The 23,387-nt window shown below is 64.7% G+C and carries 20 protein-coding genes; 8 read left to right on the plus strand and 12 right to left on the minus strand.

Annotated elements, in window-relative coordinates:
- Nucleotides 1–36: 36 nt before the first annotated feature.
- On the minus strand, nt 37–1,197 hold the full coding sequence (locus tag RX329_RS25535; protein ID WP_085352948.1) for an autotransporter outer membrane beta-barrel domain-containing protein: 1,161 nt from the start codon (nt 1,195–1,197) through the stop codon (nt 37–39).
- A gap of 378 nt (nt 1,198–1,575) precedes the next feature.
- Between RX329_RS25535 and RX329_RS25540 the strand changes: the two genes are divergently transcribed.
- A complete protein-coding gene (locus tag RX329_RS25540; protein WP_007591938.1) occupies nt 1,576–1,782 on the plus strand; it encodes a cold-shock protein in 207 nt (68 codons plus the stop codon).
- A 94-nt stretch (nt 1,783–1,876) separates the two neighbouring features.
- Here the strand turns inward: RX329_RS25540 and purN are convergent, their stop codons facing one another.
- Both purN and purM read right to left on the minus strand, forming a co-directional pair.
- Nucleotides 1,877–2,530 carry a phosphoribosylglycinamide formyltransferase gene (gene purN, locus RX329_RS25545; RefSeq protein WP_085352946.1) on the minus strand — a complete coding sequence of 218 codons (654 nt, stop codon included), beginning with the start codon at nt 2,528–2,530 and terminating at the stop codon, nt 1,877–1,879.
- A 14-nt stretch (nt 2,531–2,544) separates the two neighbouring features.
- Entirely contained in the window at nt 2,545–3,618 is a 1,074-nt protein-coding gene (purM, locus tag RX329_RS25550) for a phosphoribosylformylglycinamidine cyclo-ligase (protein WP_085352944.1), read from the minus strand.
- 155 nt (nt 3,619–3,773) lie between these two features.
- On the opposite strand from purM, the gene RX329_RS25555 reads away from it, so the two are divergent.
- The 4 genes from RX329_RS25555 to ppx all read left to right on the plus strand — a co-directional run bounded on the left by RX329_RS25555 (nt 3,774) and on the right by ppx (nt 8,925).
- Nucleotides 3,774–4,316: a CDP-alcohol phosphatidyltransferase family protein gene (locus tag RX329_RS25555; RefSeq protein ID WP_026233129.1), complete on the plus strand. Its 543-nt coding sequence runs from the start codon at nt 3,774–3,776 to the stop codon at nt 4,314–4,316.
- Nucleotides 4,317–4,408: 92 nt separating this feature from the next.
- The gene (locus RX329_RS25560) at nt 4,409–5,086 is read left to right on the plus strand and encodes a DnaA ATPase domain-containing protein (RefSeq protein ID WP_085352943.1); all 678 of its coding nucleotides are present in this window, start codon (nt 4,409–4,411) and stop codon (nt 5,084–5,086) included.
- Between the two features lie 128 nt (nt 5,087–5,214).
- Nucleotides 5,215–7,407: an RNA degradosome polyphosphate kinase gene (locus tag RX329_RS25565; protein WP_026233127.1), complete on the plus strand. Its 2,193-nt coding sequence runs from the start codon at nt 5,215–5,217 to the stop codon at nt 7,405–7,407.
- Between the two features lie 15 nt (nt 7,408–7,422).
- The gene (ppx, locus tag RX329_RS25570; protein WP_085352941.1) at nt 7,423–8,925 is read left to right on the plus strand and encodes an exopolyphosphatase; all 1,503 of its coding nucleotides are present in this window, start codon (nt 7,423–7,425) and stop codon (nt 8,923–8,925) included.
- A gap of 35 nt (nt 8,926–8,960) precedes the next feature.
- Here the strand turns inward: ppx and RX329_RS25575 are convergent, their stop codons facing one another.
- From RX329_RS25575 to RX329_RS25585, 3 genes are all read right to left on the minus strand, one after another.
- Nucleotides 8,961–9,821, minus strand: a complete 861-nt coding sequence (locus tag RX329_RS25575) for a TerC family protein (RefSeq protein WP_085352939.1) — start codon at nt 9,819–9,821, stop codon at nt 8,961–8,963.
- 44 nt (nt 9,822–9,865) lie between these two features.
- Nucleotides 9,866–10,288: a nucleoside-diphosphate kinase gene (gene ndk / locus RX329_RS25580; protein WP_018456271.1), complete on the minus strand. Its 423-nt coding sequence runs from the start codon at nt 10,286–10,288 to the stop codon at nt 9,866–9,868.
- Between the two features lie 251 nt (nt 10,289–10,539).
- The gene (locus RX329_RS25585) at nt 10,540–11,166 is read right to left on the minus strand and encodes a glutathione S-transferase family protein (RefSeq protein ID WP_085352938.1); all 627 of its coding nucleotides are present in this window, start codon (nt 11,164–11,166) and stop codon (nt 10,540–10,542) included.
- A gap of 335 nt (nt 11,167–11,501) precedes the next feature.
- On the opposite strand from RX329_RS25585, the gene RX329_RS25590 reads away from it, so the two are divergent.
- From RX329_RS25590 to RX329_RS25600, 3 genes are all read left to right on the plus strand, one after another.
- Nucleotides 11,502–11,765 carry a sulfur globule protein precursor gene (locus tag RX329_RS25590; RefSeq protein ID WP_085352936.1) on the plus strand — a complete coding sequence of 88 codons (264 nt, stop codon included), beginning with the start codon at nt 11,502–11,504 and terminating at the stop codon, nt 11,763–11,765.
- Between the two features lie 217 nt (nt 11,766–11,982).
- Nucleotides 11,983–12,156 (plus strand): hypothetical protein, encoded by a 174-nt coding sequence (locus tag RX329_RS25595; protein WP_007609361.1) that lies wholly within the window; start codon nt 11,983–11,985, stop codon nt 12,154–12,156.
- A gap of 71 nt (nt 12,157–12,227) precedes the next feature.
- Nucleotides 12,228–14,090: an ABC-F family ATP-binding cassette domain-containing protein gene (locus RX329_RS25600; protein WP_085354380.1), complete on the plus strand. Its 1,863-nt coding sequence runs from the start codon at nt 12,228–12,230 to the stop codon at nt 14,088–14,090.
- Between the two features lie 159 nt (nt 14,091–14,249).
- Here RX329_RS25600 and RX329_RS25605 read toward each other — a convergent pair whose 3' ends face one another.
- The 6 genes from RX329_RS25605 to RX329_RS25630 all read right to left on the minus strand — a co-directional run bounded on the left by RX329_RS25605 (nt 14,250) and on the right by RX329_RS25630 (nt 23,382).
- Complete coding sequence (locus tag RX329_RS25605; protein ID WP_085352933.1) at nt 14,250–15,215, minus strand: tripartite tricarboxylate transporter substrate-binding protein; 966 nt, start codon at nt 15,213–15,215, stop codon at nt 14,250–14,252.
- Between the two features lie 166 nt (nt 15,216–15,381).
- Nucleotides 15,382–16,836, minus strand: coding sequence for an HlyD family type I secretion periplasmic adaptor subunit (locus tag RX329_RS25610; RefSeq protein WP_085352931.1), 1,455 nt, complete (start codon nt 16,834–16,836; stop codon nt 15,382–15,384).
- Nucleotides 16,823–18,955 carry a type I secretion system permease/ATPase gene (locus RX329_RS25615; RefSeq protein ID WP_085384879.1) on the minus strand — a complete coding sequence of 711 codons (2,133 nt, stop codon included), beginning with the start codon at nt 18,953–18,955 and terminating at the stop codon, nt 16,823–16,825. The genes RX329_RS25610 and RX329_RS25615 overlap by 14 nt, the downstream gene beginning before the upstream one ends.
- A gap of 29 nt (nt 18,956–18,984) precedes the next feature.
- Nucleotides 18,985–21,831, minus strand: coding sequence for a beta strand repeat-containing protein (locus tag RX329_RS25620; protein ID WP_085352928.1), 2,847 nt, complete (start codon nt 21,829–21,831; stop codon nt 18,985–18,987).
- A 440-nt stretch (nt 21,832–22,271) separates the two neighbouring features.
- Nucleotides 22,272–22,763, minus strand: a complete 492-nt coding sequence (locus tag RX329_RS25625; protein ID WP_018459090.1) for a hypothetical protein — start codon at nt 22,761–22,763, stop codon at nt 22,272–22,274.
- A 166-nt stretch (nt 22,764–22,929) separates the two neighbouring features.
- Complete coding sequence (locus RX329_RS25630; protein WP_018459091.1) at nt 22,930–23,382, minus strand: DNA polymerase III subunit chi; 453 nt, start codon at nt 23,380–23,382, stop codon at nt 22,930–22,932.
- Between the last annotated feature and the right edge of the window lie 5 nt (nt 23,383–23,387).

A 23,387-nucleotide genomic window follows, 5' to 3' on the forward strand; every position in this document is an offset into this window, starting at 1 on the left:
GGATCCTCCTCTGGGCCGACGCGGGCAGGCTTCGCTTCACCACCGATATTCGAAGCCGACCGTGCCCTGGTGCGACGTCAGCTCGTTGCGGAACTTGCCGTCGTAGTTGACGTAGAGCCGCGCCGTGTTGGTCAGGCTGAGCGAGGCCGAGGCGCCTGCATCCGTACCGTAGCGGCTCTCGCCGATGCCGGGCACGACGATGCTCTGGGTCCCGAGGCTGACCTGCACCGATCCCAGGTTCTGATAGAAATTGTCGACGAACTTGCCGTAGGCGGACAGGTCCAGGATCTTCTGGTCGAAGATGAAGTAGCGCCCGATCTCGGCTCCGATCATGACGCGCGCGCGCGAGAGCGCCGTCGAGCCGACATTGAGTGGATCGAGGCCGCCAACCTCCTGGAACGCGACGCTGGTGGCGCGGACATATTCCAGTGCGCCCTTGGGCACGATGCGCATGTGGTCCTTGGTCCAGTAATAGCTGATCTCGGTCAGCGCGCCGTCGATTGCGGCGCGATAACCCGCGGTCGCAAGTCCCAGGCCAGTATCCCGGCTGGAGCGGACCTTGCCGAAGCCGTGCACCACCGCGAAGGCCCAGGTCCAGGGGCCCTTGTCGACTGAGCCGCTGAAGCCGAGTTGCGTCAGATCCAGCGTGGCGGACTGAAGTGCGAGCGGCACGTCGATATCGGTGTGGCTCTGGTCGACGGAGAAGCCGAGATTGACACCCGGCGCGAGCCGCGCGCCAAAGCCTGCGACACCGCCAAACGTCTTGCGCTTGTCGCCGACAAAGTCTCCTTGCGCATCCGTCCGGACCGAGATGCCATAACCCTCGAACCAGGTGCGGTAGCGCGGGTCTTCCGTGCTCGCCGACGCGCCGCCGCCGCCGGGATTGGTCCGAAACGCCCGGTTGACGCCGCCAGATGCCTGGTTTCCGAGCCGCTCCAGGAAATTCGAGCCGAGATTGAGCGAGCTGTTGCCGGCCGACTGGTCGTAATTGGTCGCGGTCGGCATCGGAATTGGCATCGGAATCGGCGTCGGTGACGGCGTGGGTGTCGGGGTCGGCGTGGGCGTGGGACTCTGCGCAAAGCCTGATGTCGTCGACAGTACCATGATGAGAGCAAACGCCACGGCAGCCGCGATCCAGCGGACGCGGTTCAGCCTGATCGCCTGCCGTGTCTCTGAGGGCTGCGAAATGCAGCACATGGCGACAAATCCTGAAGCAAAGGGCGGCGCGCAAAAAAGCAACAGGAGCGGCGCACGCGTGCCGCGATTTGTTCCGAACTGTTACTGAGGGTCAACCGGCTGGCGCGTCCCGGCAAAGGCATTGCTTCCGATTGTGGTTCCGCGGCCACAGGTCGCAAATTGCGGACGGGCACTCGGGTCGAAGTCTTGAAATTCGCGCGCGGCTTGCTAACGGGCGATTTTCATGTTGCAATATCGGACACAATCGGAATTGGCCGCTCGACTGTGCGTTTCGCGACTTTGACACTCAAGACTCGAACAGACTACCGGAAGCCCGTTTGTGGCGTGGCACGCGAAAAGCGGCCGCGTCGTTTTTGTATCTAGCGGAGGAGACTGAGGATGCCGCAAAAGGGCACCGTCAAATGGTTCAACCCGACCAAGGGCTATGGGTTCATCAAGCCGAACGGCAGTGACAAGGACGTCTTCGTCCACATCTCCGCCGTCGAGCGCGCCGGACTCTCGACCCTCAATGAAAATCAGGTGGTTGAATACGATCTCGTGGAGAACCGCGGCAAGGCATCCGCGGAGAACCTCAAGGTTTCCTGATTTCTCTCGCGGTCTGCGCAAGAGATCATGACGTTGCCCCCGGCTCTGCCGGGGGTTTTTGTGGAATGAGAAGTATTCCGAGTGCGACGGCGCTTCACCGCACCAACGGCGAAACCAGAAAATTCTCCGACGGCCCGCTGCCCGCGGTCTTGCACACATCGCCCTCGATCTGGACCTTGCCGGTCGCGAGCAGGCTCAGTGCTGCGGGATAGATGCGGTGCTCGACTTCAAGGATACGCTCCGACAGCGTGTCCGCCGTGTCGTCGTCGCTGACGGGAACCGCGCCCTGCATCACGATTGGGCCGGCGTCGGTCTCGGGGATCACGAAGTGCACCGTCGCGCCGGACAGCTTGACGCCGGCGCGCAAGGCCTGGCCGTGCGGGTCGAGACCGGGGAAGGACGGCAGCAGCGAGGGATGAATGTTGAGCATCCGCCCGTACCACGCCTTGGTGAATTCGGCCGTGAACAGGCGCATGAAGCCGCCGAGGCAAATCAGCTCGATGCCGTGCTGATCGAGTGCTGCTTGCAGCACCTTCTCGAAGCCGGCGCGGTCCTTGCCGAACGGCTTGCTTTCGATCACCAGCGTCTTCACGCCGCTCGCTTTGGCCCTTTCCAGCCCCAGCGCATCGGCCTTGTTCGAGATGACGAGCGAAATCTCCGCCGGAAAATCCGGCGCGGCCGCGCCCTTGATCAGCGCAGCCATGTTGGAGCCACGGCCGGAAATCAGGATGGCGACGCGGCGTTTCATTACAGCGCCGGTCATTACAGCGCCAGGTCGAGATGGCCGTTATAGACGACGCGGTGCTCGCCCTCGGCCGGGATCACGCTGCCGAGCTGTGCCACGGTCTCACCGGCGTCAGTGAAGATCTCCACGACCTCTTCGACCTTGTCCGGCTCGACAATCGCGATCATGCCGATCCCACAATTGAAGGTCCGCAGCATTTCGAGCTCGGCGATGCCGGCCTGCGCGGCCAGCCATTTGAACACCGGCAGCACTGGCAGGCGCGCCAGATCGATACCGACGCCGAGATGCTTCGGCAGCACGCGCGGAATGTTGTCGGTGAAGCCGCCGCCGGTGATGTGGGCAAGCCCCTTCACCGCGCCGGTCTCGCGGATCGCGCGCAGGCAGGATTTGACGTAGAGACGCGTCGGCGTCAGCAACGCGCCGCCGAGCGTCATGACGGGCGCAAACGGCGCCTGCGCCCCGAAGCCGAGGCCGGATTGTTCCACGATCTTGCGCACCAGCGAGAAACCGTTGGAGTGCACGCCCGACGAAGCGAGCCCGATCACGGCATCGCCGGCGGCGATGTCCTTGCGCGGCAAGAGCGTGCCCCGCTCCGCGGCGCCGACGGCAAAGCCGCCGAGGTCGTAGTCGCCGTCTTTGTAGAGGCCGGGCATCTCGGCCGTCTCGCCACCGATCAGGGCGCAGCCGGATTCGCGGCAGCCTTCGGCGACACCGGCGACGATCGACGCGGTCGCCTCCGGATCGAGCTTCCCGCAGGCAAAATAGTCGAGGAAGAACAGCGGCTCGGCGCCCTGCACCACGAGGTCGTTGACACTCATGGCGACGAGGTCGATGCCGATCCCGCCATGCAGGCCGGTCTCGATCGCGATCTTGACCTTGGTGCCGACGCCATCGGTCGCGGCCACCAGGATGGGATCCTTGAAACCGGCCGCCTTGAGATCGAACAGGCCGCCGAATCCGCCGATTTCGGCGTCGGCGCCGGGCCGTGCGGTGGCGCGCACCATCGGCTTGATCAGGTCGACCAAGCGGTTGCCCGCATCGATATCGACGCCTGAATCGGCGTAAGTGAGGCCGTTTTTGCGGTCGGTCATGCCCGATTTCCAGTGGGTTTGCGGCTGGTTACGTCGAATTCCGGGGACGCGCAATGGCTCGCATGGCGCGCCGCCGTATACTATGTAGAGATATCAACCGGTTCAGCCTCCAAAGGGCCGAATTCGAGGTCAGGCCGGGTGCCGGGAAGCGCCGTGTGAGTATACCGAACATCATTACTTTGGGCCGCATCATGCTGGTCCCGATCATCGTCTGGGCCATCGTGTCGAGCCAAATGGAGGTGGCGTTCGCCGTATTCCTGATCGCCGGTATCAGCGACGCGGTCGACGGCTTCCTTGCCAAGCGTTTCAACATGACGAGCGAGCTCGGCGCCTTGCTCGACCCGCTCGCCGACAAGGCGCTGCTGGTCTCGATCTACATGGCGCTCGGCATCTGGGGCGCGATTCCGCGCTGGATCGTCATCCTGGTGGTCTCGCGCGACATCATGATCGTCGCCGCCGTGATCATATCGTGGCTGTTCGACCGACCTGTGGAGATGAAGCCCTCAAAGGTATCCAAGCTCAACACTGTGGCCCAAGTGGCGTTCGCGGCGCTGGTGCTGGCCGCCCTCGCCTTCGGCTTCAAACCCGGTCCTTATGATATAATCCTGATGGGCCTCGTCACGGTCTTCACGCTCTCCTCCGTGTCGCTCTATCTTGTCGAATGGTTGCGGCACATGAGCACGATCGAGGCCAAGTGAGTTGGGAGCGGCCCCGTAAAAGGCCAACTCCCGCTCGATGAGGTCGCATCTCGTCAAACGAAGCCGGCACGCCGGCACGGAGCAAAGCAAGCGTGCCAGGCCGCGTTCATCCCCGACAGTTGGCGTTTTCGCTTCCGCATGCGGAGAGCCTGAGCCGGGACAATTTCCTCGAAGGCCCCGTCAACGCCGCCGGTCTTGCCCTCATCGACGCCTGGCCGGAATGGCCGAACCGAATCATGTGGCTGGCCGGCCCGGAAGGAAGCGGCAAGAGCCATCTCGCCGCGATCTGGGCCGAGGCTTCAGGCGCCCGCTCGACCACGGCCAATGGGCTGACCGCCGAGGCCGTCCCGGCTGCGCTCGCCACCGGCGCGCTGGTGGTCGAGGATCCCAAAGCCAGGGAATTCGACGAGCGCGCCCTGTTCCATCTGATGAATCTGGCCCGCGAGGACGGCGCCTACGTCCTCTTCACCGGACGCGAGGTGCCCGCGTCTCTCGAGATCGAGCTCGCCGACCTGCGCTCGCGGCTCCGCGCCGTCCCCGTTGTCTCGCTGCTGCCGCCCGACGACCAGCTCTTCCGCGGCCTGATCGTCAAGTTCTGCGCCGACCGCCAGCTCGCGGTGGACGAGAGCGTGGTCAGCTACCTCGCCACTCGCCTGGAGCGGTCCTCGGCCGCCGCCCGACGGGCTGTGGACCTGCTGGACAGCGAGGCCTTGCGCCTCGGCCGCCCCGTCACCCGGGCCCTGGCGGCCGAGCTGCTCCGGGATGTCTGACCAAGGCGGGTTGACGCGGCCGGGCGGCGGAACATCAATGTCATCGAAACGTCATCGCTCTAACACATGCTCCCGCGGGTTTTGCGCGTAAGTCGCAAATTGGGGCGAACTGGATGGACCGACTTCTGATGGATTCTGCGCAAGCTGTTGAAGTTAAAGAAAAAGCCCCGGAAGCCGAAGGCCCGCCGGCGATCGCATCGAGCCCCGAGCGGTTCATCAATCGCGAGCTTTCCTGGCTGCACTTCAACCGCCGCGTCCTGGAGGAATCGGTCAATCCCAGCCACCCCATGCTGGAGAGGGTGCGATTCCTGTCGATTTCAGCGAATAACCTCGACGAGTTCTTCATGGTCCGCGTCGCCGGCATCAAGGCCCAGGTGCGCGAGGGTATTGCTGAGCGCAGCCCCGACGGTCTGACCCCGTCCGAGCAGCTCGCGCTCATCAACCGGACCGTCTCGCAGCTTGCCTCCGACCAGCAGGCAATCTGGCGCGACCTGCGCGGCACGCTCGCCGACGAGGGTATCGTGCTGGTCGAGGGCAAGGAGGTCACCAAGGCGGAACGAACCTGGGTCGAGGACTACTTCCTCAGCAACGTGTTCCCGCTGCTGACGCCGCTCGCGATCGACCCGGCCCACCCCTTCCCGTTCATTCCGAGCCTCGGCTTCACCATCGCGCTCCAGCTCACGCGCGCCGCCGACGGCAAGCAGATGAACGCGCTGATCCGCATGCCCGGCAAGATCGACCGCTTCATCCGTCTGCCGGCTGACGGCAAGGTCGTCCGGCTGATCTCGCTGGAGCAGGCCACCGCGCTGTTCATCAACCGCCTGTTCCCCGGCTACAATCTTCACGGCCAGGGCGCCTTCCGCGTCCTCCGCGACTCCGAACTCGAAATCGAGGAAGAGGCCGAGGATCTCGTCCGCCTGTTCGAGACCGCGCTGAAGCGCCGCCGCCGCGGTTCGGTGATCCGACTCGAGATCGACGCCAAGATGCCGGAGCAGCTGCGCAGTTTCGTGCAGCACGCGCTGTCGACCGCCGACGACGAGGTGTTCCTGGTCGATGGCGTGCTCGCCATGAACGAGCTCTCGCAGCTCACCCGCCTTGACCGGCCCGATCTCGAATTCACCCCTTACGTGCCGCGCCATCCCGAGCGCGTGCGCGAGCAAGGCGGCGACATCTTCGCTGCGATCCGGCAGAAGGACCTCGTCGTCCATCACCCCTACGAATCCTTCGACGTCGTGGTGCAGTTTCTCCAGCAGGCGACGCGCGACCCCGACGTCGTCGCCATCAAGCAGACGCTCTACCGCACCTCCAGCAACTCGCCGATCGTGCGCGCGCTCGTGGAAGCCGCCGAAGCCGGCAAATCCGTCACCGCGCTGATCGAGCTGAAGGCCCGCTTCGACGAGGAGGCCAACATCCGCTGGGCGCGCGACCTCGAACGCGCCGGCGTGCAGGTCGTCTACGGCTTCCTCGAACTGAAGACCCACGCGAAACTCTCGATGGTGGTGCGGCGCGAGGGCGGCAGCCTCACGACCTACGTCCACACCGGCACCGGCAATTACCACCCGGTGACCGCGCGCATCTACACCGACCTCTCCTACTTCACCTCGGAGCCGACCATCGGCCGCGACGCCGCGCGCGTGTTCAACTTCATCACCGGCTACGCTGCGCCGAGCGATCTGGAAAAGATGGCGGTGTCTCCGCTGACCTTGCGCAAGCGCATCATCGAGCACATCCAGGGCGAGACCGCGCATGCACGGCACGGCCGGCCTGCTGCGATCTGGATGAAAATGAACGCGCTGGTCGACCCCGATATCATCGACGCGCTCTACGAGGCCTCCCAGGCCGGCGTGCAGGTCGAGCTCGTGGTGCGCGGTATCTGCTGCCTCAGGCCCGGTATTCCCGGCCTGTCGGAGAACATCCGCGTCAAGTCGATCATCGGACGATTCCTCGAACACGGCCGAATTTACTGCTTCGGCATGGGCCAGGGCCTGCCGAGCGCAAAAGCGGCTGTGTATATCTCCTCAGCCGACATGATGCCGCGCAACCTCGACCGCCGCGTCGAGGTGCTGTGTCCGCTGCAGAATCCCACGGTGCATCAGCAGGTTCTCGAACAGATCATGGTCGCGAATCTCAAGGACAATGAACAGAGCTGGCAATTGTTGCCGGACGGGTCCTCAACGCGTATGAAGACCGCGAAGGGCGAGGAGCCTTTCAACGTCCACAACTACTTCATGACAAATCCGAGTCTGTCTGGCCGTGGTAAGTCGCTCAAGGAATCCTCGCCGCGCCGCCTCACGCGCCGTAATGAACGTCATCAATCCTGATCCGGGATCGTCGACGTGAAGCGGCCGCGCAAGCGCGGCTCGAGCGTCGCGGTCATCGACATCGGCTCCAACTCGGTCCGTCTCGTCGTCTACGAGGGACTGACGCGGAGCCTCATTCCCATCTTCAACGAGAAGACGCTGTGCGGCCTCGGGCGCGAAGTGCAGAGCACGGGACTGCTTGCGCCCGACGCCGTCGACAAGGCGCTGACCTCGCTCAAGCGCTTCCGTGCGCTGTGCCGGGTCATGCAGGTCGGGCGGGTGTTTGCGATTGCGACCGCCGCCTGCCGCGATGCCTCCAACGGCGCCGACTTCATCGCGAAAGCCGAGCGCATCTGCGCGGTGAAGATCGAGATCCTGTCGGGCCCGCGCGAGGCGCGGCTGTCGGCGCTTGGCGTGATCTCCGGCATCCATCATCCTGACGGCATCGTCGGCGACCTCGGCGGCGGCTCGCTCGAACTGATCGACGTGCGCAAAAACACCGTGCGCAGCGGCGTGACGCTGCCGCTCGGCGGCCTCGCGCTGCAGGACCTCGCGCATAAATCCCTGAAACGCGCCGACCGCATCGTGCGCGAAGCGCTCGATGGGGTGCCGCAGCTCAAGGCGGGGAGCAGCCGCAGCTTCTACGCGGTCGGCGGCACCTGGCGCGCGCTTGCGCGCATCCACATCATCCAGAGCGGCTATCCGCTGCAGGTGATGCACGGCTATTCGATTTCGGCGGCCGAGGCGCTCGATTTCTCGCGTCGTCTCCGCCGGCTTGCGGCCGCCGGCATGCTCGCCGACATCGAGATCGTCGCCGATGCCCGGCGTCCGCTCCTCACCTATGCGGCGCTGGTGCTCGAGCACATCATCCGGGTGGCGAAGCCGAAGACCATCGTGTTCTCGACCTTCGGCGTGCGCGAGGGCCTGCTGCACGAGAAGCTGCCGGAGTCCGAGCGCAACAAGGACGGACTGATCTGCGCGGCCGAGGAGCTGAACCAGCTGCTGTCGCGTTCGGCAAAGCACGCCCGCGAGCTGATCGCCTGGACCGACCGCCTCGCGCGCGTGGTGAAGCTGCGCGAGACCGAAGAAGACCGCCGCCTGCGCCACGCCGCGTGCCTGCTGTCCGACATCGGGTGGCGCGTGCATCCCGACCATCGCGGCGAGCAGACGCTGAGCCTCGTCGTCAACGGTAATTTCGGCGCGATCACCCACACCGAGCGCGCCTTCGTCGGGTTGTCCGTGTTCTATCGCTATGCGGGCCTCAGCGAGGAGAACCAGCCGCCGGTCGCCATGCAGGAGCTGCTGACGCCGGCGCAGCTCGAACGCGCCCGCCTGCTGGGCGCGGCCTTCCGCGTCGCACATCTGATCTCGGCGGCGCGTCCGGGCGTCTTGCCCGCGACGCATTTCCGCAGCATGGGCCGCAAGCTGTTGCTGGTGTTCGAGCACCGCCTCGGCGATCTCGTCGCGGATCGAGTCGGCAGCCGCTTCCGCGCGCTCGCCCGCCTGATCAACCGCGCCGGCTCGATCGTCCGACGCTAGCGCTTTTCCCAAGAGATCATGCTCAAAAGATAGATCTACTCCGCCGAGGCCTTGACGTGGCGTTCGGAGGACTCCAGCGCGGCCGCGCTCATGCTGCGGCGGCGCCAGATGGAGCCGACGACCAGCACGACAACGACGCCGAGAGCTGCGCAGAGATATTCGCCGCCTCCGCCGCCATGGGCGAATTGCGGCGGGATGCGCAAGGCGCCGAGCATGTTGTCGAGCGAAGCGCCGAACGGACCGTCGAACAGCGCATGCAGCCTCGGCGCGATGCCGGGATCGGTCGCGATCACTTCGCCCGCGATCCAGCCGAGCAGCGCCGCGCCGGCCCACACCAGAACCGGCAGCTTTGCGAGCAGCGCCATGATCAGCGCCGCGCCGGCGACGATCAAGGGCACGCTGATGGCAAGACCGAGCACCAGCAAGGGCACGCTGCCATTGGCGGCCGCGGCCACCGCAATGACGTTGTCCAGGCTCATGACGATGTCGGCAACGACGACGATCTGCACGGCCTGCCACAGATGCGACGCCGACTCGACGCCGTCCTCGTCCTCTTGCTCCGGCACCAGCAGCTTGGCCGCAATCACGATCAGCGCGAGGCCGCCCACCAGCTTGAGGTACGGCAACTCCATCAGGCTCGCGACGATGCCCGTGAAGATGATCCGCAGCAGCACCGCGGCGCCCGCACCGAGGATCATGCCCCACAGCCGATGCCGCGGCTTGAGGCCGCGACAGGCAAGCGCGATCACCAGCGCATTGTCGCCGGACAAGAGGATGTTGATCCAGATGATCTTGCCGACCGCGACCCAAAAGGTCGGTTCGGCCATCTCAACGCGGAACTGGGTGAAGAATGCCCCGATCGTAGCGGGATCGAAGATCTGCCAGAGCCAGTTCACACTACGTCCTTTCGCCGCGTCTCGTTACCTTATCGGCTGACGGATCAGCCGACGATCTCGTTGCCCGAGAAGAACTGCGCGATCTCGATCGCGGCGGTCTCCGGCGCATCCGACCCGTGCGCGGAGTTCTCGCCGATCGACTTTGCGTAGAGCTTGCGGATGGTGCCGTCAGCCGCCTTGGACGGATCGGTCGCGCCCATCACGTCGCGATACTTGGCGACGGCACCCTCGCCTTCCAGCACCTGGACGACCACGGGGCCCGACGTCATGAACTCCACGAGCTCACCGAAGAAGGGGCGCGCCTTGTGGACCGCATAGAAGGTCTCGGCCTGTTCCTTGGTCATGCGGATACGCTTCTGCGCGACGATGCGCAGGCCCGCCTTCTCGATCACGGCGTTAACCGCACCGGTGAGATTGCGCGCGGTGGCGTCGGGCTTGATGATCGAGAAGGTGCGTTCGATGGCCATGATGTTGTCCTTGAAGAGAAACAGTGGTTCGGAGTTGCCGGGCTTATATCGGCGCCTTCGCGATACGGCAAGCGACCGCCCAAACGGGCTCGCGGGCGCTTCGCCGCAGGCCGAGGGCGAGTGTTCACCTGAACCGATACTTGTAGATGGCGGCGATCTGGGCGAAGGTCGGCGTCGGGCTTAGGGCCGCTTTCGACCCCATGACGTTGAGTGCTGACCTCTCGTGTCTCGATTGGCGGACGAAACGGGAATCAGGTGTTCACCCCTTCGTGCGAACGCTCCATGGCACGCTTGTAGGCGTCGCGGCCGGTGGTGCGGGCGAGATAGGCCTGTTCGGCGTCGCCGAGGGTGATCCCGCAGTTCCGTTGGCCCAGGTTCAGGGCGTAGGTCACCGAGATGTCGGCTGCTGTGAAAGCCTCGCCGGCAAGGTAGGACGAGTCGGCAAGCCGTTGGCTGACAAGCTTTAGCCGCTTCTGGAACGACTGCAGGCACCAGGTCGCGCCCCAGTTCTCCCGTTCGGCGTCGGGCGCGATGAAGCGGCTGACGACGACGGGCATCATCAGGGTCGCGAGACCGGCTTCGCCCAGATGCAGAAATTGCTGGTAGGCGGGGAACGTGGGATCCTGCGGCGCGGGCGCCAGCGGCGTCGGCCCGTAGCGGGCCATCAGGTACTCCATGATCGCGATCGACTCGACCATGACGACGTCGCCGTCCTGGATCGCCGGGATGTAGTCAGCGGGGTTGACCGCCAGGAACTCGGGGTCCTGCTTGGCGGCCAGCATGTCCACCTGCCGCACGCGGTAGGGAAGGCCCATCTCCTCCAGCACCCATACGACCCGGATCGATCGCGAGGTCTGTCCGCCCCAAACGGTGATCACGCGAAGGCCCCTTCCTGGTGTGACTGAGGATCGACCATGGCAGACTCTATATGACCGTAGCACTCAAGGCAGACGCGAAGCTTAGCTTCAGCGTGGTCTCCTTCCCATCCATTGCGGACGCGTGGTGGGTCCCCCTCTCAGGCTTGGAATTCCAACGTGGATTACAATGATTTCACCCAAATGAACTCAATCTGAAGGCCTCGTCAGGGTTTGGTTCAGCCTCGCCCGGATAATCTCAGGTCCATCGAAACCAAAGCCTCTTTCAGAGGCAGACCGTTTCGGCGGCCTTTCCATCGACGCGATAGCCCCGCGCCAACAGATTTGAGGAGATCACCATGTTGAGGAAACTTTCCCTCGCCGCCGTCGCCGCCGTCGCCGCGGTTGCGCTTGGTGCCGCGCTGGCGCCGACCTCCGCCTCCGCGCACTGGCATGGTGGCGGCGGCGGCTGGCACGGCGGCGGTGGCTGGCACAACGGCCACGGCTGGGGTGGACCGCGCTTCTATGCTCCCGTCTCCTACGGCTATGGCGGCTGCTATGTGCGCCGGCTGGTCCCGACTCCCTGGGGACCCCGCTGGCGGATGATCAACCGCTGCTACTGAGCCCGACAGCACCTTTCCAAAGATACCTGAGCCCCCAAGGTACCTTCCAGGCGAAGCCCCGGCGTCCCCCAGCGCCGGGGCTTTGTATTCGGAGAGGATATTGCGCGGCTTCACACAATTTTTGCTAGAATGCCGCGCAATCGCCGCGAGTGGCGAAACCATTTGGGGGCCAAGGACTTGGTACCGTGTCGCTTCTTTGAGAACACGGAACTCTGCGATGGTTAGCCTTTTCGCCGACGATAGCGAGCAAATCGACCGGCGCACCAGCCGCTCGATCCGCGATGCGGTGGGCGAACGGCTCCAGCAGAGCCTGCGGCCCGAAGCCAGGCTGCCGACGCACCTCGAGCAACTCCTCAATGAGCTGAAGCAGCGCGAGCGCGATTCGCACTGAGTTGACAAGCACCGGCTTGCAAACACAGAAAAACGGGTTGCGTTTGATCGCGGGTGCGGTGACAAGGCCGCATGCTCTCCATCACCGACCTCTCCATCCGCCTCGCCGGACGCCTTCTGATTGACCAGAGTTCCGTGCAGATCACGCCCGGATCCCGCGTGGGCATGGTCGGTCGCAACGGCACCGGCAAATCGACCCTGTTCAAGGTGATCCGCGGCGAGTTCGCCGCTGAGCACGGCACGGTGAGCCTGCCGCCCCGCTGGCGCGTCGGCAGCCTGGCGCAGGAAGCGCCGAACGGCCCCGAGAGCCTGATCTCGGTCGTGCTCAAGGCCGACCTCGAACGCGACGCACTGCTCACCGAGGCCGAGAGCGCGACCGACCCGCACCAGATCGCCGAGATCCAGACCCGGCTGGTCGACATCGACGCGCATTCGGCGCCGAGCCGCGCCGCAGCCATCCTTTCCGGTCTCGGCTTCTCCGCCGCCGACCAGCTCCGCCCCTGCGCCGAATTCTCCGGCGGCTGGCGCATGCGCGTTGCGCTCGCCGCAACGCTGTTTGCGGCTCCCGACCTGTTGCTGCTCGACGAGCCCACCAACTATCTCGACCTCGAAGGCACGCTGTGGCTCGAGGATCACCTCGCGCATTATCCGCGCACCGTTATCGTGATCAGCCATGATCGCGATCTGCTGGAAAGCTCGGTCGACCAGATCCTGCATCTGGATCGCAGCAAGCTCACCCTTTACAAGGGCACCTACTCCTCCTTCGAGGAGCAGCGCGCCATGCGCGAGATGCTCGATGCCAAAGCGGTCAAGCGCCAGGAAGCCGAACGCGCCCGCCTGCAAGCCTTCGTCGACCGTTTCAAGGCCAAGGCCTCGAAAGCCCGCCAGGCGCAGTCCCGTGTGAAAATGCTGGAGCGGCTGAAGCCGATCACGGCGCTGGTCACCCAGGACGTACGCGAGATCAGCTTTCCCGCGCCCGAGAAAATCCTGTCGCCGCCGATCATCGCCGCCGACAACGTCGTGGTCGGCTACGATCCGAACTCGCCCGTGCTGAACCGCGTCACCTTGCGCGTCGACAATGACGACCGCATCGCGCTCCTTGGTTCGAACGGTAACGGCAAGTCGACTCTCGTGAAGCTGCTCGCCGGCCGCCTCGCGCCGTTCTCGGGCAAGGTGACCCGCGCCGACAAGCTCTCGATTGCCTATTTCGCCCAGCACCAGCTCGACGAATTGAACGAGGATGCCTCGACCTACGACCACGTCCGCAAGCTTATGGGCGAGGCGCCCGAAGCCAAAGTACGCGCCCGCGCCGGTGCGATCGGCTTTTCCGGCAAGGCGGCCGATACCAAGGTCGGAAAATTGTCGGGCGGCGAGAAGGCGCGGCTCCTGCTGGGACTGGCGACCTTCTTCGGCCCCAACATGATCATCCTGGACGAGCCGACCAACCATCTCGACATCGACAGCCGCGCCGCGCTTGCGGAAGCCATTAACGAATTCCCCGGCGCCGTCATCATGGTTTCGCATGATCGCTATCTGATCGAGTCCTGCGCCGATCAACTCTGGATCGTCGCCGACCGCACCGTGACTAATTACGACGGCGACCTCGACGAATATCGCCGCCTGGTGCTGTCCGCGCGCAATGGCGAGCCCGCCCCGCGAGAGCGCAACGCGCCGAGCGAGAAGCCGCAGCGTCCGAGATCGGACAATCGCGGCTCGCTGAAGAAACGTATCGCGGAAGCTGAGACCGAGATCGCCCGCGTCAGCGCGATCATCAGCAAGATCGACACTGCGCTGGCCCTGCCCGACATCTTCACCCGCGACCCCAAGCAGGCCGCGCAACTGTCGAAGGCACGTGCCAATGCGGCCGACGCGCTGGCGCGCGCCGAGGAGCAGTGGCTAGAGGCGAGCACGCAGTTCGACGAGGCGGCGGGCTGACGCCTCCGCGACCGGCCCGACATTAAAATCGCAAAAACAACCCCATGCACAGTACCGGTATTTTGCTACCCGGTGATTGGCTATTGAATGGACTGTTCTTTACCGTGGTGACTCAGCCCGCTCACGCAGCGATGTCGGGACGAATTGAGCAGGAATGGCTCAGTCCGCGAATTGGCCGGCTGCCTTGATCATCGGAGCCCAGCGGTCGACTTCGCTCGCTAGCATCGCGGCCAGCGCCTCCGGCGTCGCCTTCTCCTGCGGGACCGGCTCGGTATTGATGTCGTTGAACCGGGCGATCAGCGTGGAATCCCTAAGGGCGGACTGGAGCGCCGCGGTCAGCTTCTGAACGACCGCCGGCGGTGTGCCCTTGGGGGCATAGATGCCGTGCCAGACGCCAAGTTCGAACCCTTTGAGACCGGCCTCGTCGGCCGTCGGCAGATCGGGCAGGCTCTTCAGCCGCTCCTTGGTGGTGATCGCATAGGCCTTGACCTGCTTCGACATGATCGGGCCGGTGGTATTCGTCGCCTGGTCGCAGGTAAGATCGATCTGCCGGCCGAGAAGGTCGTTCATGATGGGGCCGTTGCCCTTGTAGGGCACCGCGGTGAGCTGCTTCTGGATCGCTGTCATGAACAGCATGCCGCAGAGATGCGACGCCGCGCCGAGTCCGGCATTGGCATAGGTCAACTTGTCGCCCTGCTGTTGGGCGTAGGCGACCAATTCCTTCAGCGTGTCGGCCGGAAAATCCGGACGCGCGATGATGGTCATCGGCGCATTGGTCACAAGCCCGATCGGCGCAAAGGCCGTCTTCGTGTCATAGCTGAGGTTGCGGTACAGTGTGGCGGCCGTCGAGAGGCCGACATGATGGATCAGCAGCGTGTATCCGTCGGGCTGGGCTCGCGAGGCGCGGGTCGTGGCGATGGTACCACCGGCGCCAGGCGCGTTCTCGACGACGACCTGTTGGCCAAGCGATTTCGCCATGCCGGCCGCGGTCAGGCGAGCAATCGTGTCCGTAGGTCCGCCGGCGGCGAACGGCACCAGCATGGTGACGGGCCTGATCGGATAGTCCTGGGCGAGCGCCGCGCCAAACGGCAGGACCAGAGCCGATACGAGGGCAATGAGCCGCATGCTTTCCTCCAAATTTTTTGCTTGCTCCTATGTACGCATTCCGGGCTGCGGGGCCACACCAAAATGACTTCATCAGGAGTGGCGCGCCCGCGGCATGGTGTAGCTGCCGAAAAGCCCGATTGGTTCTCAGCGCGTCTCGCGAAGCTTCGTCGGCATCATGCGGGAACTAGCGCTCGCGCATGATCTCGTGCCGGTAGCGCTGCAGCGGCGATAGCAGGTAGCTCAGGATGGTGCGCGAACCGGTCCTGATCTCGACGGTCACCGCCATTCCCGGCGACAGGCTGACGAGGCGGTCGTCCACCTGCATCTGGGTGCGATCGAGCGAGATGCGGGCGCTGTAGCTCAACTCCTGCCCGCTGGGCTCGCTGCTGTCGCGTTGTGTCGCGAGCGGACGGTCGCTCCCGCGCTCCTGCGGCCAGTCGCGGATGATGGCGTCCTGCGAGACGCTCACGACCTGGCCTGCGAGAAGCCCGTAGCGGGTGAAATTGAAAGTGTCGATTTTGATGGCAGCACCCTGCCCGGCCTCGACAAATCCGATATCGCGATTGGAGATCATCGCCTCGATCTCGAGCCGCGTATCGGTCGGCACGATTACCAGCAGCGACTGCGCGGGCGTGACCACGCCGCCCACGGTGTGGACCGCAAGCTGCTGCACGACGCCGTCGACCGGCGACGTCAGTTGCTGAAGCCTCGTCCTCTGCTGCGCCTTGATCAGATCGCGTGCGACGCCATTGGCTTTCTGTTCGCTCTTAGCCAGCTCGTCGGAGAGACTCTTCCTGTACTCGGCCAGGGCTTGGATGCGGGTCTCCCGGATCGCGGCGACGGCCGCCTCGGCCTCCTTCAAGCGGCTGCTCTGGACGCGAAGCTCCTCCTGCTGCTCGATCTGGAGCTGGAGGGTCTCATAGTAGGTCAGCTTCGAGCCGATCTCCTTCTCCATCAGCGTCTTGCGGATCTCGACACGCTGCTGGGTGATCGGCAGCAACGCATCAAGCTTGTGAATCGTCGCCGCAATCGTCTGATGTTCGGCCTCCTTCTGCGCTTCCTGACGTGCCAGCGCCGCGAGCTTGGCCCTGTTCTCGCTGACCTGATTGGCGAGGAGCTGCCGTTGCGTCGCAACCAGCATGGGATCGGCATCCTCTGGTACGACGAGATCAGCGGATACCCCTTCGCCGCCCGCCAATGCGGCGCGGAGGCGCGCGACGTTGAGCCGCTCGGCCATGAGATCGTCATGCAGACGATCGCGCTCTGCGGCGTTCACCGTCGGATCGAGCTCGATCAGCAGGTCGCCCGCCTTGACCGATTGCCCGTCCTGCACGTGAATGGCGCGCACCACGCCGGTCTCGAACGGCTGGATCACCTTGCTTCGCCCGCTCGACACGACCTTGCCGGTTGCGGAGGTCACGATGTCGATCGTGCCCCAAGCCGACCAGGCCAGCGCCGCGCAGACAAGCAGCATGAGGGCCAGGGCGATGGCGCGGCCGATCGGCGATGGCGGTGTTTCCGTGATTTCCAGCGCCGCCGGCAGGAAGGCGACTTCCTCGGCGCGCCGGCCCTTTCCATTCCGGAACGGGATCACGGTCTGCTCCGGACGAGCGGCCGGCACAGTGTTAGCCGACCTCATAAATGCCTCCCTGGAGACGATGCAGGGCGGCATAGCGGCCGCCGGTCTTGATCAGCGCATCATGCGTGCCGTCCTCGACCAGACGGCCGCGTTCCAGGGTGAAGATGCGATCGGCGCCGCGGACGGTGGACAGACGGTGCGCGATGATCAGGACGGTGCGGCCTTTCGCGATCTCCTTCATGTTGTCATGGATGATCCGCTCGCTTTCATAGTCGAGCGCGCTGGTGGCTTCGTCGAAGATCAGGATCCGGGGATTGCCCACCAGTGCGCGGGCAATCGCGATGCGCTGGCGCTGCCCGCCCGAGAGCGTCGAGCCGCGCTCGCCGACCACCGTATCGTAGCCCTCGGGGAGCTCCAGAATGAAATCATGCGCGCCCGCCAGCTTCGCCGCATCGATGATGCGATCCATCGGCAGGCTTGGATCGGCCAGCGCGATGTTGTCGCGCACCGACCGGTTGAACAGCATGTTGTCCTGGAGCACGATTCCGATCTGCCGACGGAGTCCGGCCGGGTCGGTCGTCATCAGATCCATTCCGTCGACCAGCACGCGGCCGCCTTGCGGTACATAGAGCCGCTGCACCAGCTTGGCGAAGGTGCTTTTGCCCGAACCGGACGATCCGACGATGCCGACGGTTTGTCCGGCTGGAATGTCGAATGAGACATCGTGCAGGATCTCCGGCCCATCGGGCCGGTAGCGGAAAGAGACGTGCTCGAAGCGGATGTTGCCCCGGATCGGCGGCAGCCCCGCGCGGGCCGCGGAGTAAGCAGGCTCCGCCGCGCTGTTGAGGATGTCGCCGAGCCGGGCGATCGACAGTCGCGCCTGATGAAAATCCTGCCAGACCTGCGCGAGCCGCAGCACCGGGGCCGACACCCGCCCTGCGAAGATGTTGAAGGCAACGAGCTCGCCGACGGTCAATGCGTCACCGATCACCAGTCTGGCGCCGACATAGAGAATGGCGGCGGTGACGACCTTGCTGACGAGCTGCACCAGCTGGCTAGCCGTGTTGCCGAGGCTGGTGACACCGAAGCTCGCGGAGACATAGCCTGCGAGCTGCTCTTCCCAGCGGCGCTGCATCTGCGGCTCGACCGCCATCGCCTTCAGCGTTTCGATGCCGCTGACGCTCTCGACCAGGAAGGCCTGGTTCTCGGCGCCGCGGCGGAATTTCTCGTCCAGCCTGCGGCGAAACAGCGGCGTCGCCACGGCCGAGATCGCGATGTAGAACGGGAACGATGCCAGCACGATGAAGCTCATCTGCGCCGAATAGGCGAACATCACCGCCAGGAACACCGAGGTGAAGACCAGGTCGATGAGAAGCGTCAGCGACGAGCTGGTGATGAAATTGCGGATGTTCTCGAGCTCACGGACCCGGGCCACGGAATCTCCGACGCGCCTGGCCTGAAACCACGCCATCGGCAGCGCCAGCAGGTGGTGGAACAGGCGTGCCCCGAGCTCGACGTCAATGCGGTTGGTGGTGTGCGCAAACAGGTAATTGCGCAGGATCCCGAGCACGGTGTCGAACAGGGAGACGACGACGAGGCCAATGACGAGGACGTCGAGCGTGGACCGCGAGCGGTGCACCAGCACCTTGTCGATCACGACCTGGAAGAACAACGGCGAGACCAGCGCAAAAAGCTGGAGGAAGAACGAAGCCGCCAGCACCTCGCCCAGCAGCCGCCGGTATTTGCCGATCGCGCCGATGAACCAGGTGATATCGAAGTGCCGCCCGAGGTCGGACAGGCCGGCGCGCCGAACCATCAGGATCAAACCGCCGTCCCAGATCGCGCACAGCTCGTCGCGATCCATCAGTACCGGACGCTGCGCCTCCGGGGACTGCACCAGCACCTTATCGGCGGAGGCCTTTGCGATGACCATGAAGCCGCCGTCCCGCAGCATTGCGATCGCAGGCAGCGGGGTGTCCGACAGACGGCTCCACTGCGTTCGATAGGTTCGCGCTTTAAGTCCGAGAGACCTGGCGCAGCGGACGATATCCGCTGCGCCGAAGCTTGCCGCGCCCAGCCGGTGCCTGAGCTGCTCGCGATCGGCCGCAACACCTTGCAGATGCAGCAGTGTCAGCAATGCATCGAGCCCCGTATCGGTGGAGACCGCGTTCGTCGTCATGAGCGTTCTCCGGGCCGATGCAGTTGGCTTCAGGCGTGCTGCGGCGGTGCGAGCACCTGGTTCTGCATCGCGTGCGGATCGGGCAGCGGCATCTCGCCGTTCCCCTCACCTGCCGGGACGAAGCTGGCCGCCATGGCCTGGTTGAGCAGCATCGCGGCCGCGAACGCACCGCCCTGGATGACGACGTTGTTGCCGGTGCCGCCGTCGAGGACGTCGAGGCCCCCGCCGCCGATCAGCACGTCATCACCGGCACCACCTGCCAGCGTGTCGTTGCCGGGGCTGCCGATCAGCACGTCGTCGCCGTTGCCGCCATTGGCAACGAGCTGGATGCCGCCGTGCAGACCGGAGGCCGTGATGACGTCGTCGCCATCGAGACCGTTGATGACGATCCTGTCGCCCGCGCCGGCGTCGGTAATGTTGATGTCCTGGCCAAGCCCCGACACCGTGATGATGCCGTCGTGCTCGGTCACCGTGATGACGTCGTTGCCGTCGGTTGCGTTGATGGTCACGGTATCCGCGGCGCCGTCATTGGCGCCGAGATCGAGGTCGACCTGGCTGACGCCGGTGCCGGAGAGGTCACCGACCGTAATGTTGTCGGCACCGCCGAGAGCGTTGAAGTCGACATGTTCGACCCCGTTCAGGTCCACCGCAATGGCGGCAACATCTCGCGTGAACAGCACCCGGCCGCCATTGGCCGAGATGTTGATGTTCTCGCTGATATTGGCGCCGTTGAATGCCAGAGTGTCGGTGCCCTTCCCGCCTTCGACGGTATCGCTGCCGTCGCCGGGGTTCCAGACGAAGGTGTCGTCGCCCGCACCGAGATTGGCGAAATCGTTGCCGCGTCCGCCGTTCACAATGTCATTGCCGGCACTGCCTGTGATGGTGTCGTTGCCGTCGCCGCCATTGATGTTGAGGCTGAACAACTGTCCCGCCTTGATGGAAGACGCATCGATGACATCATTGCCTTGGCCGCCGTTGATGCCGAGCACATCACCGGCGTCCGCATGCGCAATCGTCACCTGCGCAGCGAGGCCGTTGACCACGATCGATCCGCCGGCGGTCACGACCGATATGTTGTCGTCACCGGTCGTGCCGTTCGCGGTCACGCGGTCCGCCGCGGCATCGCCGCTCTGGCTGCCGGGGCCGGCACTGAGGTCGATGGCAACCTGCGTGATTCCTGTCCCGGTCAGATCGTTGACGGTGATGTTGTCGGCGCCGCCTGCCGCCGCGATCTGCACGTGCTCGACGCCGGCGAGGTCCATGACGATAGCACCGACGTCACGGGTGAGTAGCGCACGGCTTCCGTTCGCCGAGATCGACATGGTCTCGGCCACATTGGCGCCGTTGAACACCAGCGTATCGGTTCCCGTGCCGCCTTCGACAGTGTCGCTGCCGTCACCGGGATTCCACGTGAAGATGTCGTCGCCTGCGCCGAGAAGCGCGACGTCATTGCCGCGGCCGCCGATGACCTTGTCGTTGCCGTCGCCGCCGATCAGGGTGTCGGCTCCCTGGCTGCCGGTGATGGTGTCGTTGCCCGCACCGCCGTCGATGGTCAGCCCGATCGCCGCGCCGAGCGTGGATGCATCGATCACGTCGTTACCGCCGAGCGCCTGCACGACCAGCCGGTCGTTGCCGGCCTCTGCATTTGCGATCGTCACGACCTCCGGCAGCCCCGTGACCGTGACCGTTGTGCCCGCGGCTGTGACCTCGATGTGCTGATTGCCGTTGCTGCCGTTGACGGTCACCGTATCAGCAGCGCCGTCGCCTTGCGTCCCTCCCGGAACGGCTCCGAGATCAACCAGCACCTGCTTGACGCCGGTCCGGGTGAGGTCGCCGACGGTGATGTTGTCGGCGCCGCCACGCGCATCGAATTCGATCTGCTCGACGCTGTTGAGATCCATCGTGATGTTGGCGACATCGCGGGTGAAGCGCACCCGGCCGCCATTGGCCGAGATGTTGATGGTCTCGTTGATGTTAGCGCCATTGAAAAGCAGCTTGTCGCTGCCCGAGCCGCCCTCGACCGTGTCGCTGCCGTCACCGGGATTCCAGATGAAAGTGTCGTCGCCACTCCCGAGCTGGGCGACGTCGTTGCCGCGTCCGCCATTGACGATGTCGTCGCCGCTGCCGCCGATGATGAGGTCGTTGCCGTCGCCGCCGATGATCCGGTCGTTGCCGGCGCCGCAATCGAGCGTCAGCGAGATCAGGCTGCCGAGCCCATTGCCCGCGGTGATGACATCGTCGCCGCCGCCGCTGTGCAAGACGAGATTTTCAGTCGTGCCGATGTCGAGCGAAAACGGCGCCGCGCCCGTCCCGTCGAGCCGCACGCGGGTGCCGTTCGCCGTGATTGTGAACGTCTCGGCGGCGTTGTTTCCGTTGACCTGAGCCGTATCGTTGCCCTCACCACCTTCGAACAGGTTGGTGCCGCCGCCGGGATTCCAGGTCATGACGTCGTCGCCGGCCTCGCCGAACAGCTGGTTGTCGCCGCTGCCGCCGTCCAGGACGTCGTTACCCGCTCCGCCGAACAGCAGATCGTTGCCGCCGCCGCCCTTGATCAAATCGTTGCCGGCCTGACCAAACAGGAGGTCGGCTCCCGAGCCGCCCGTGATCCTGTCATTGCCGTCGCCGCCGAAGATGTGCACCGCCGGCATCGGTCCGTGGCATTCGTCGACGGTGATCGTGTCGTCACCGCCTTGACCGAAGATGTCGATCGCGGTGGTGTTGTCGACCGTGGGTTCGCCACCAACCGTTTTCACGTGCCCGTTATCAACCAGGATGCGGCCGGACTTGTCGCGACTTATCACGAGGCCGTTATTCGCGCTGTCGCCGAAAATGATGAGTTGCCCCGTAACCGGGGAAAACACAGAGGTAATGGACATCCAAATGATCCTTCCGACCTAGCCCCTCCCTTCGACGCGTAGCATTCGCGCACATGACATTCTTGAACCGTTGCTTGAGACGCGCGTGATTATTCTGGAGATTTCCTCCAGTTTTGCTTCGGGGCAGTTTCCGACAGCGGATGCGAAGGCTTGCTCATCACGAACCGCCTGATCACGGATCACGCGTAACGCCCCCGTGATTTTCAACGCGCGCGGAAGAACGCAGCTCGAGGCAATGAAGGCACTTTGGGCGAAGGTCGGCATCCGCGATGTCGAAACTCGCGAACAAGATCGCCGGCGAGCGCGAACGGGAGAGATCACGGTTCACGCCTCGGCCACCGCGATCAAGGAATGCAAAGCCGCTTGATGATGGGGATAGGAGTGCGCGGCTGATCGCATCGACAGCCGCAACCAGCTTCAGGCCAAAAGGTCGACCCGTGTTACGCCGACTTCTTCTTCGGCTTCGGCTTGGTCGCCTTCGGCATGACCGGCGCCTCCGGCGTGCCCTCGATCGAGGACAGGCGACCGGCCGTGAAGGTATAGATGCCAGCGCGCGGACCGGTCGTCCAGGTCACGACCGCAACGCGCCTGCCGGCGGCATCACCGGAGAGGTTGACGCTCGAGGGCGCGCCGATGCCGCGCACCACATCGCATTCGGTGTGGCCGAGCGCGACGGTGCCGCCCATGGGAGCCGGCGCGGTCGTCGACGCATTCGCATCAGCCGGCCCGGGCGGCGGCGCCATGCCGGCACAAGCCCCGTCGGCGCTGACCAGATCCTCGGCCCCAACCGGCTTGTCGGGGGTCAGCGGCGGCGACTCAATCGAGATGCTTTTGATGAACAGGCGGCTGGGCGTGTTGAACCACTGGGCATCCCTGGACAACAGATCGGTCCCGCCCGAACAGCCCGCAACCAGCGGGGCTACGGCCGCCAACGCAATTATGAGCGAGCTGGGAAGCTTTTGATGTCGCACGATAAACTAAAATCCCCGAGTGAAGGATCGGCCCTAAGCAATTGTAGCAACATCACTTTGCGGCACGAAGGTGACAAAAGCCATCATCACCCGAAAAGTGCAAATTATCATTAATTGCGAGCGACCGCTAATTCCGCTTCTGCCACCGGCCCCGCTCGTCAGCCTGCCAATAAGTGACATCAAATCCCCGCGCCTTGCAATCCGTCCAGGCGCTGCGGGCGAACGCAAGCGCGTCCGGATCGTCGCCGTCGAACAGCAGCACCATGCGCTCATAGGCCTGCGCGTCCTGCGGCACCGCGGCGTTGTCGACGAGGAAGCGGACATTGGCACCGTTCGGATTGTCCTCCTCGACCGCCAGCACGATCGGCTGATCGGCGGCGTCGCTCACCCGCCATGTCGCGTGCGGCAGGAAGGAATCGTCGCGATAGGTCCACAAATGAGCGTCGAGCGCATCGGCGCGCTCCGGCGAATTCGACTGCACCACGACGCGCCAGCCGCGCTCGAGCGATTTCTCGAGAAGCGGCGGCAACACGTTCTCCACCGTCATGTTTTGCAGATGGTAGAAAAGGACTTCAGTCATCTCGG

Source organism: Bradyrhizobium sp. BWC-3-1, from assembly GCF_032917965.1.
Lineage (GTDB): Bacteria > Pseudomonadota > Alphaproteobacteria > Rhizobiales > Xanthobacteraceae > Bradyrhizobium > Bradyrhizobium canariense_D.

Excerpts from the sequence above, each read along its gene's own strand:
- RX329_RS25535 (WP_085352948.1), bottom strand. The coding sequence starts at position 1,197 with ATGTGCTGCATTTCGCAGCCCTCAGAGACACGGCAGGCGATCAGGCTG.
- RX329_RS25540 (WP_007591938.1), top strand. The coding sequence starts at position 1,576 with ATGCCGCAAAAGGGCACCGTCAAATGGTTCAACCCGACCAAGGGCTAT.
- purN (WP_085352946.1), bottom strand. The coding sequence starts at position 2,530 with ATGAAACGCCGCGTCGCCATCCTGATTTCCGGCCGTGGCTCCAACATG.
- purM (WP_085352944.1), bottom strand. The coding sequence starts at position 3,618 with ATGACCGACCGCAAAAACGGCCTCACTTACGCCGATTCAGGCGTCGAT.
- RX329_RS25565 (WP_026233127.1), top strand. The coding sequence starts at position 5,215 with ATGGATTCTGCGCAAGCTGTTGAAGTTAAAGAAAAAGCCCCGGAAGCC.
- ndk (WP_018456271.1), bottom strand. The coding sequence starts at position 10,288 with ATGGCCATCGAACGCACCTTCTCGATCATCAAGCCCGACGCCACCGCG.
- RX329_RS25590 (WP_085352936.1), top strand. The coding sequence starts at position 11,502 with ATGTTGAGGAAACTTTCCCTCGCCGCCGTCGCCGCCGTCGCCGCGGTT.
- RX329_RS25595 (WP_007609361.1), top strand. The coding sequence starts at position 11,983 with ATGGTTAGCCTTTTCGCCGACGATAGCGAGCAAATCGACCGGCGCACC.
- RX329_RS25600 (WP_085354380.1), top strand. The coding sequence starts at position 12,228 with ATGCTCTCCATCACCGACCTCTCCATCCGCCTCGCCGGACGCCTTCTG.
- RX329_RS25605 (WP_085352933.1), bottom strand. The coding sequence starts at position 15,215 with ATGCGGCTCATTGCCCTCGTATCGGCTCTGGTCCTGCCGTTTGGCGCG.
- RX329_RS25610 (WP_085352931.1), bottom strand. The coding sequence starts at position 16,836 with ATGAGGTCGGCTAACACTGTGCCGGCCGCTCGTCCGGAGCAGACCGTG.
- RX329_RS25615 (WP_085384879.1), bottom strand. The coding sequence starts at position 18,955 with ATGACGACGAACGCGGTCTCCACCGATACGGGGCTCGATGCATTGCTG.
- RX329_RS25620 (WP_085352928.1), bottom strand. The coding sequence starts at position 21,831 with ATGTCCATTACCTCTGTGTTTTCCCCGGTTACGGGGCAACTCATCATT.
- RX329_RS25630 (WP_018459091.1), bottom strand. The coding sequence starts at position 23,382 with ATGACTGAAGTCCTTTTCTACCATCTGCAAAACATGACGGTGGAGAAC.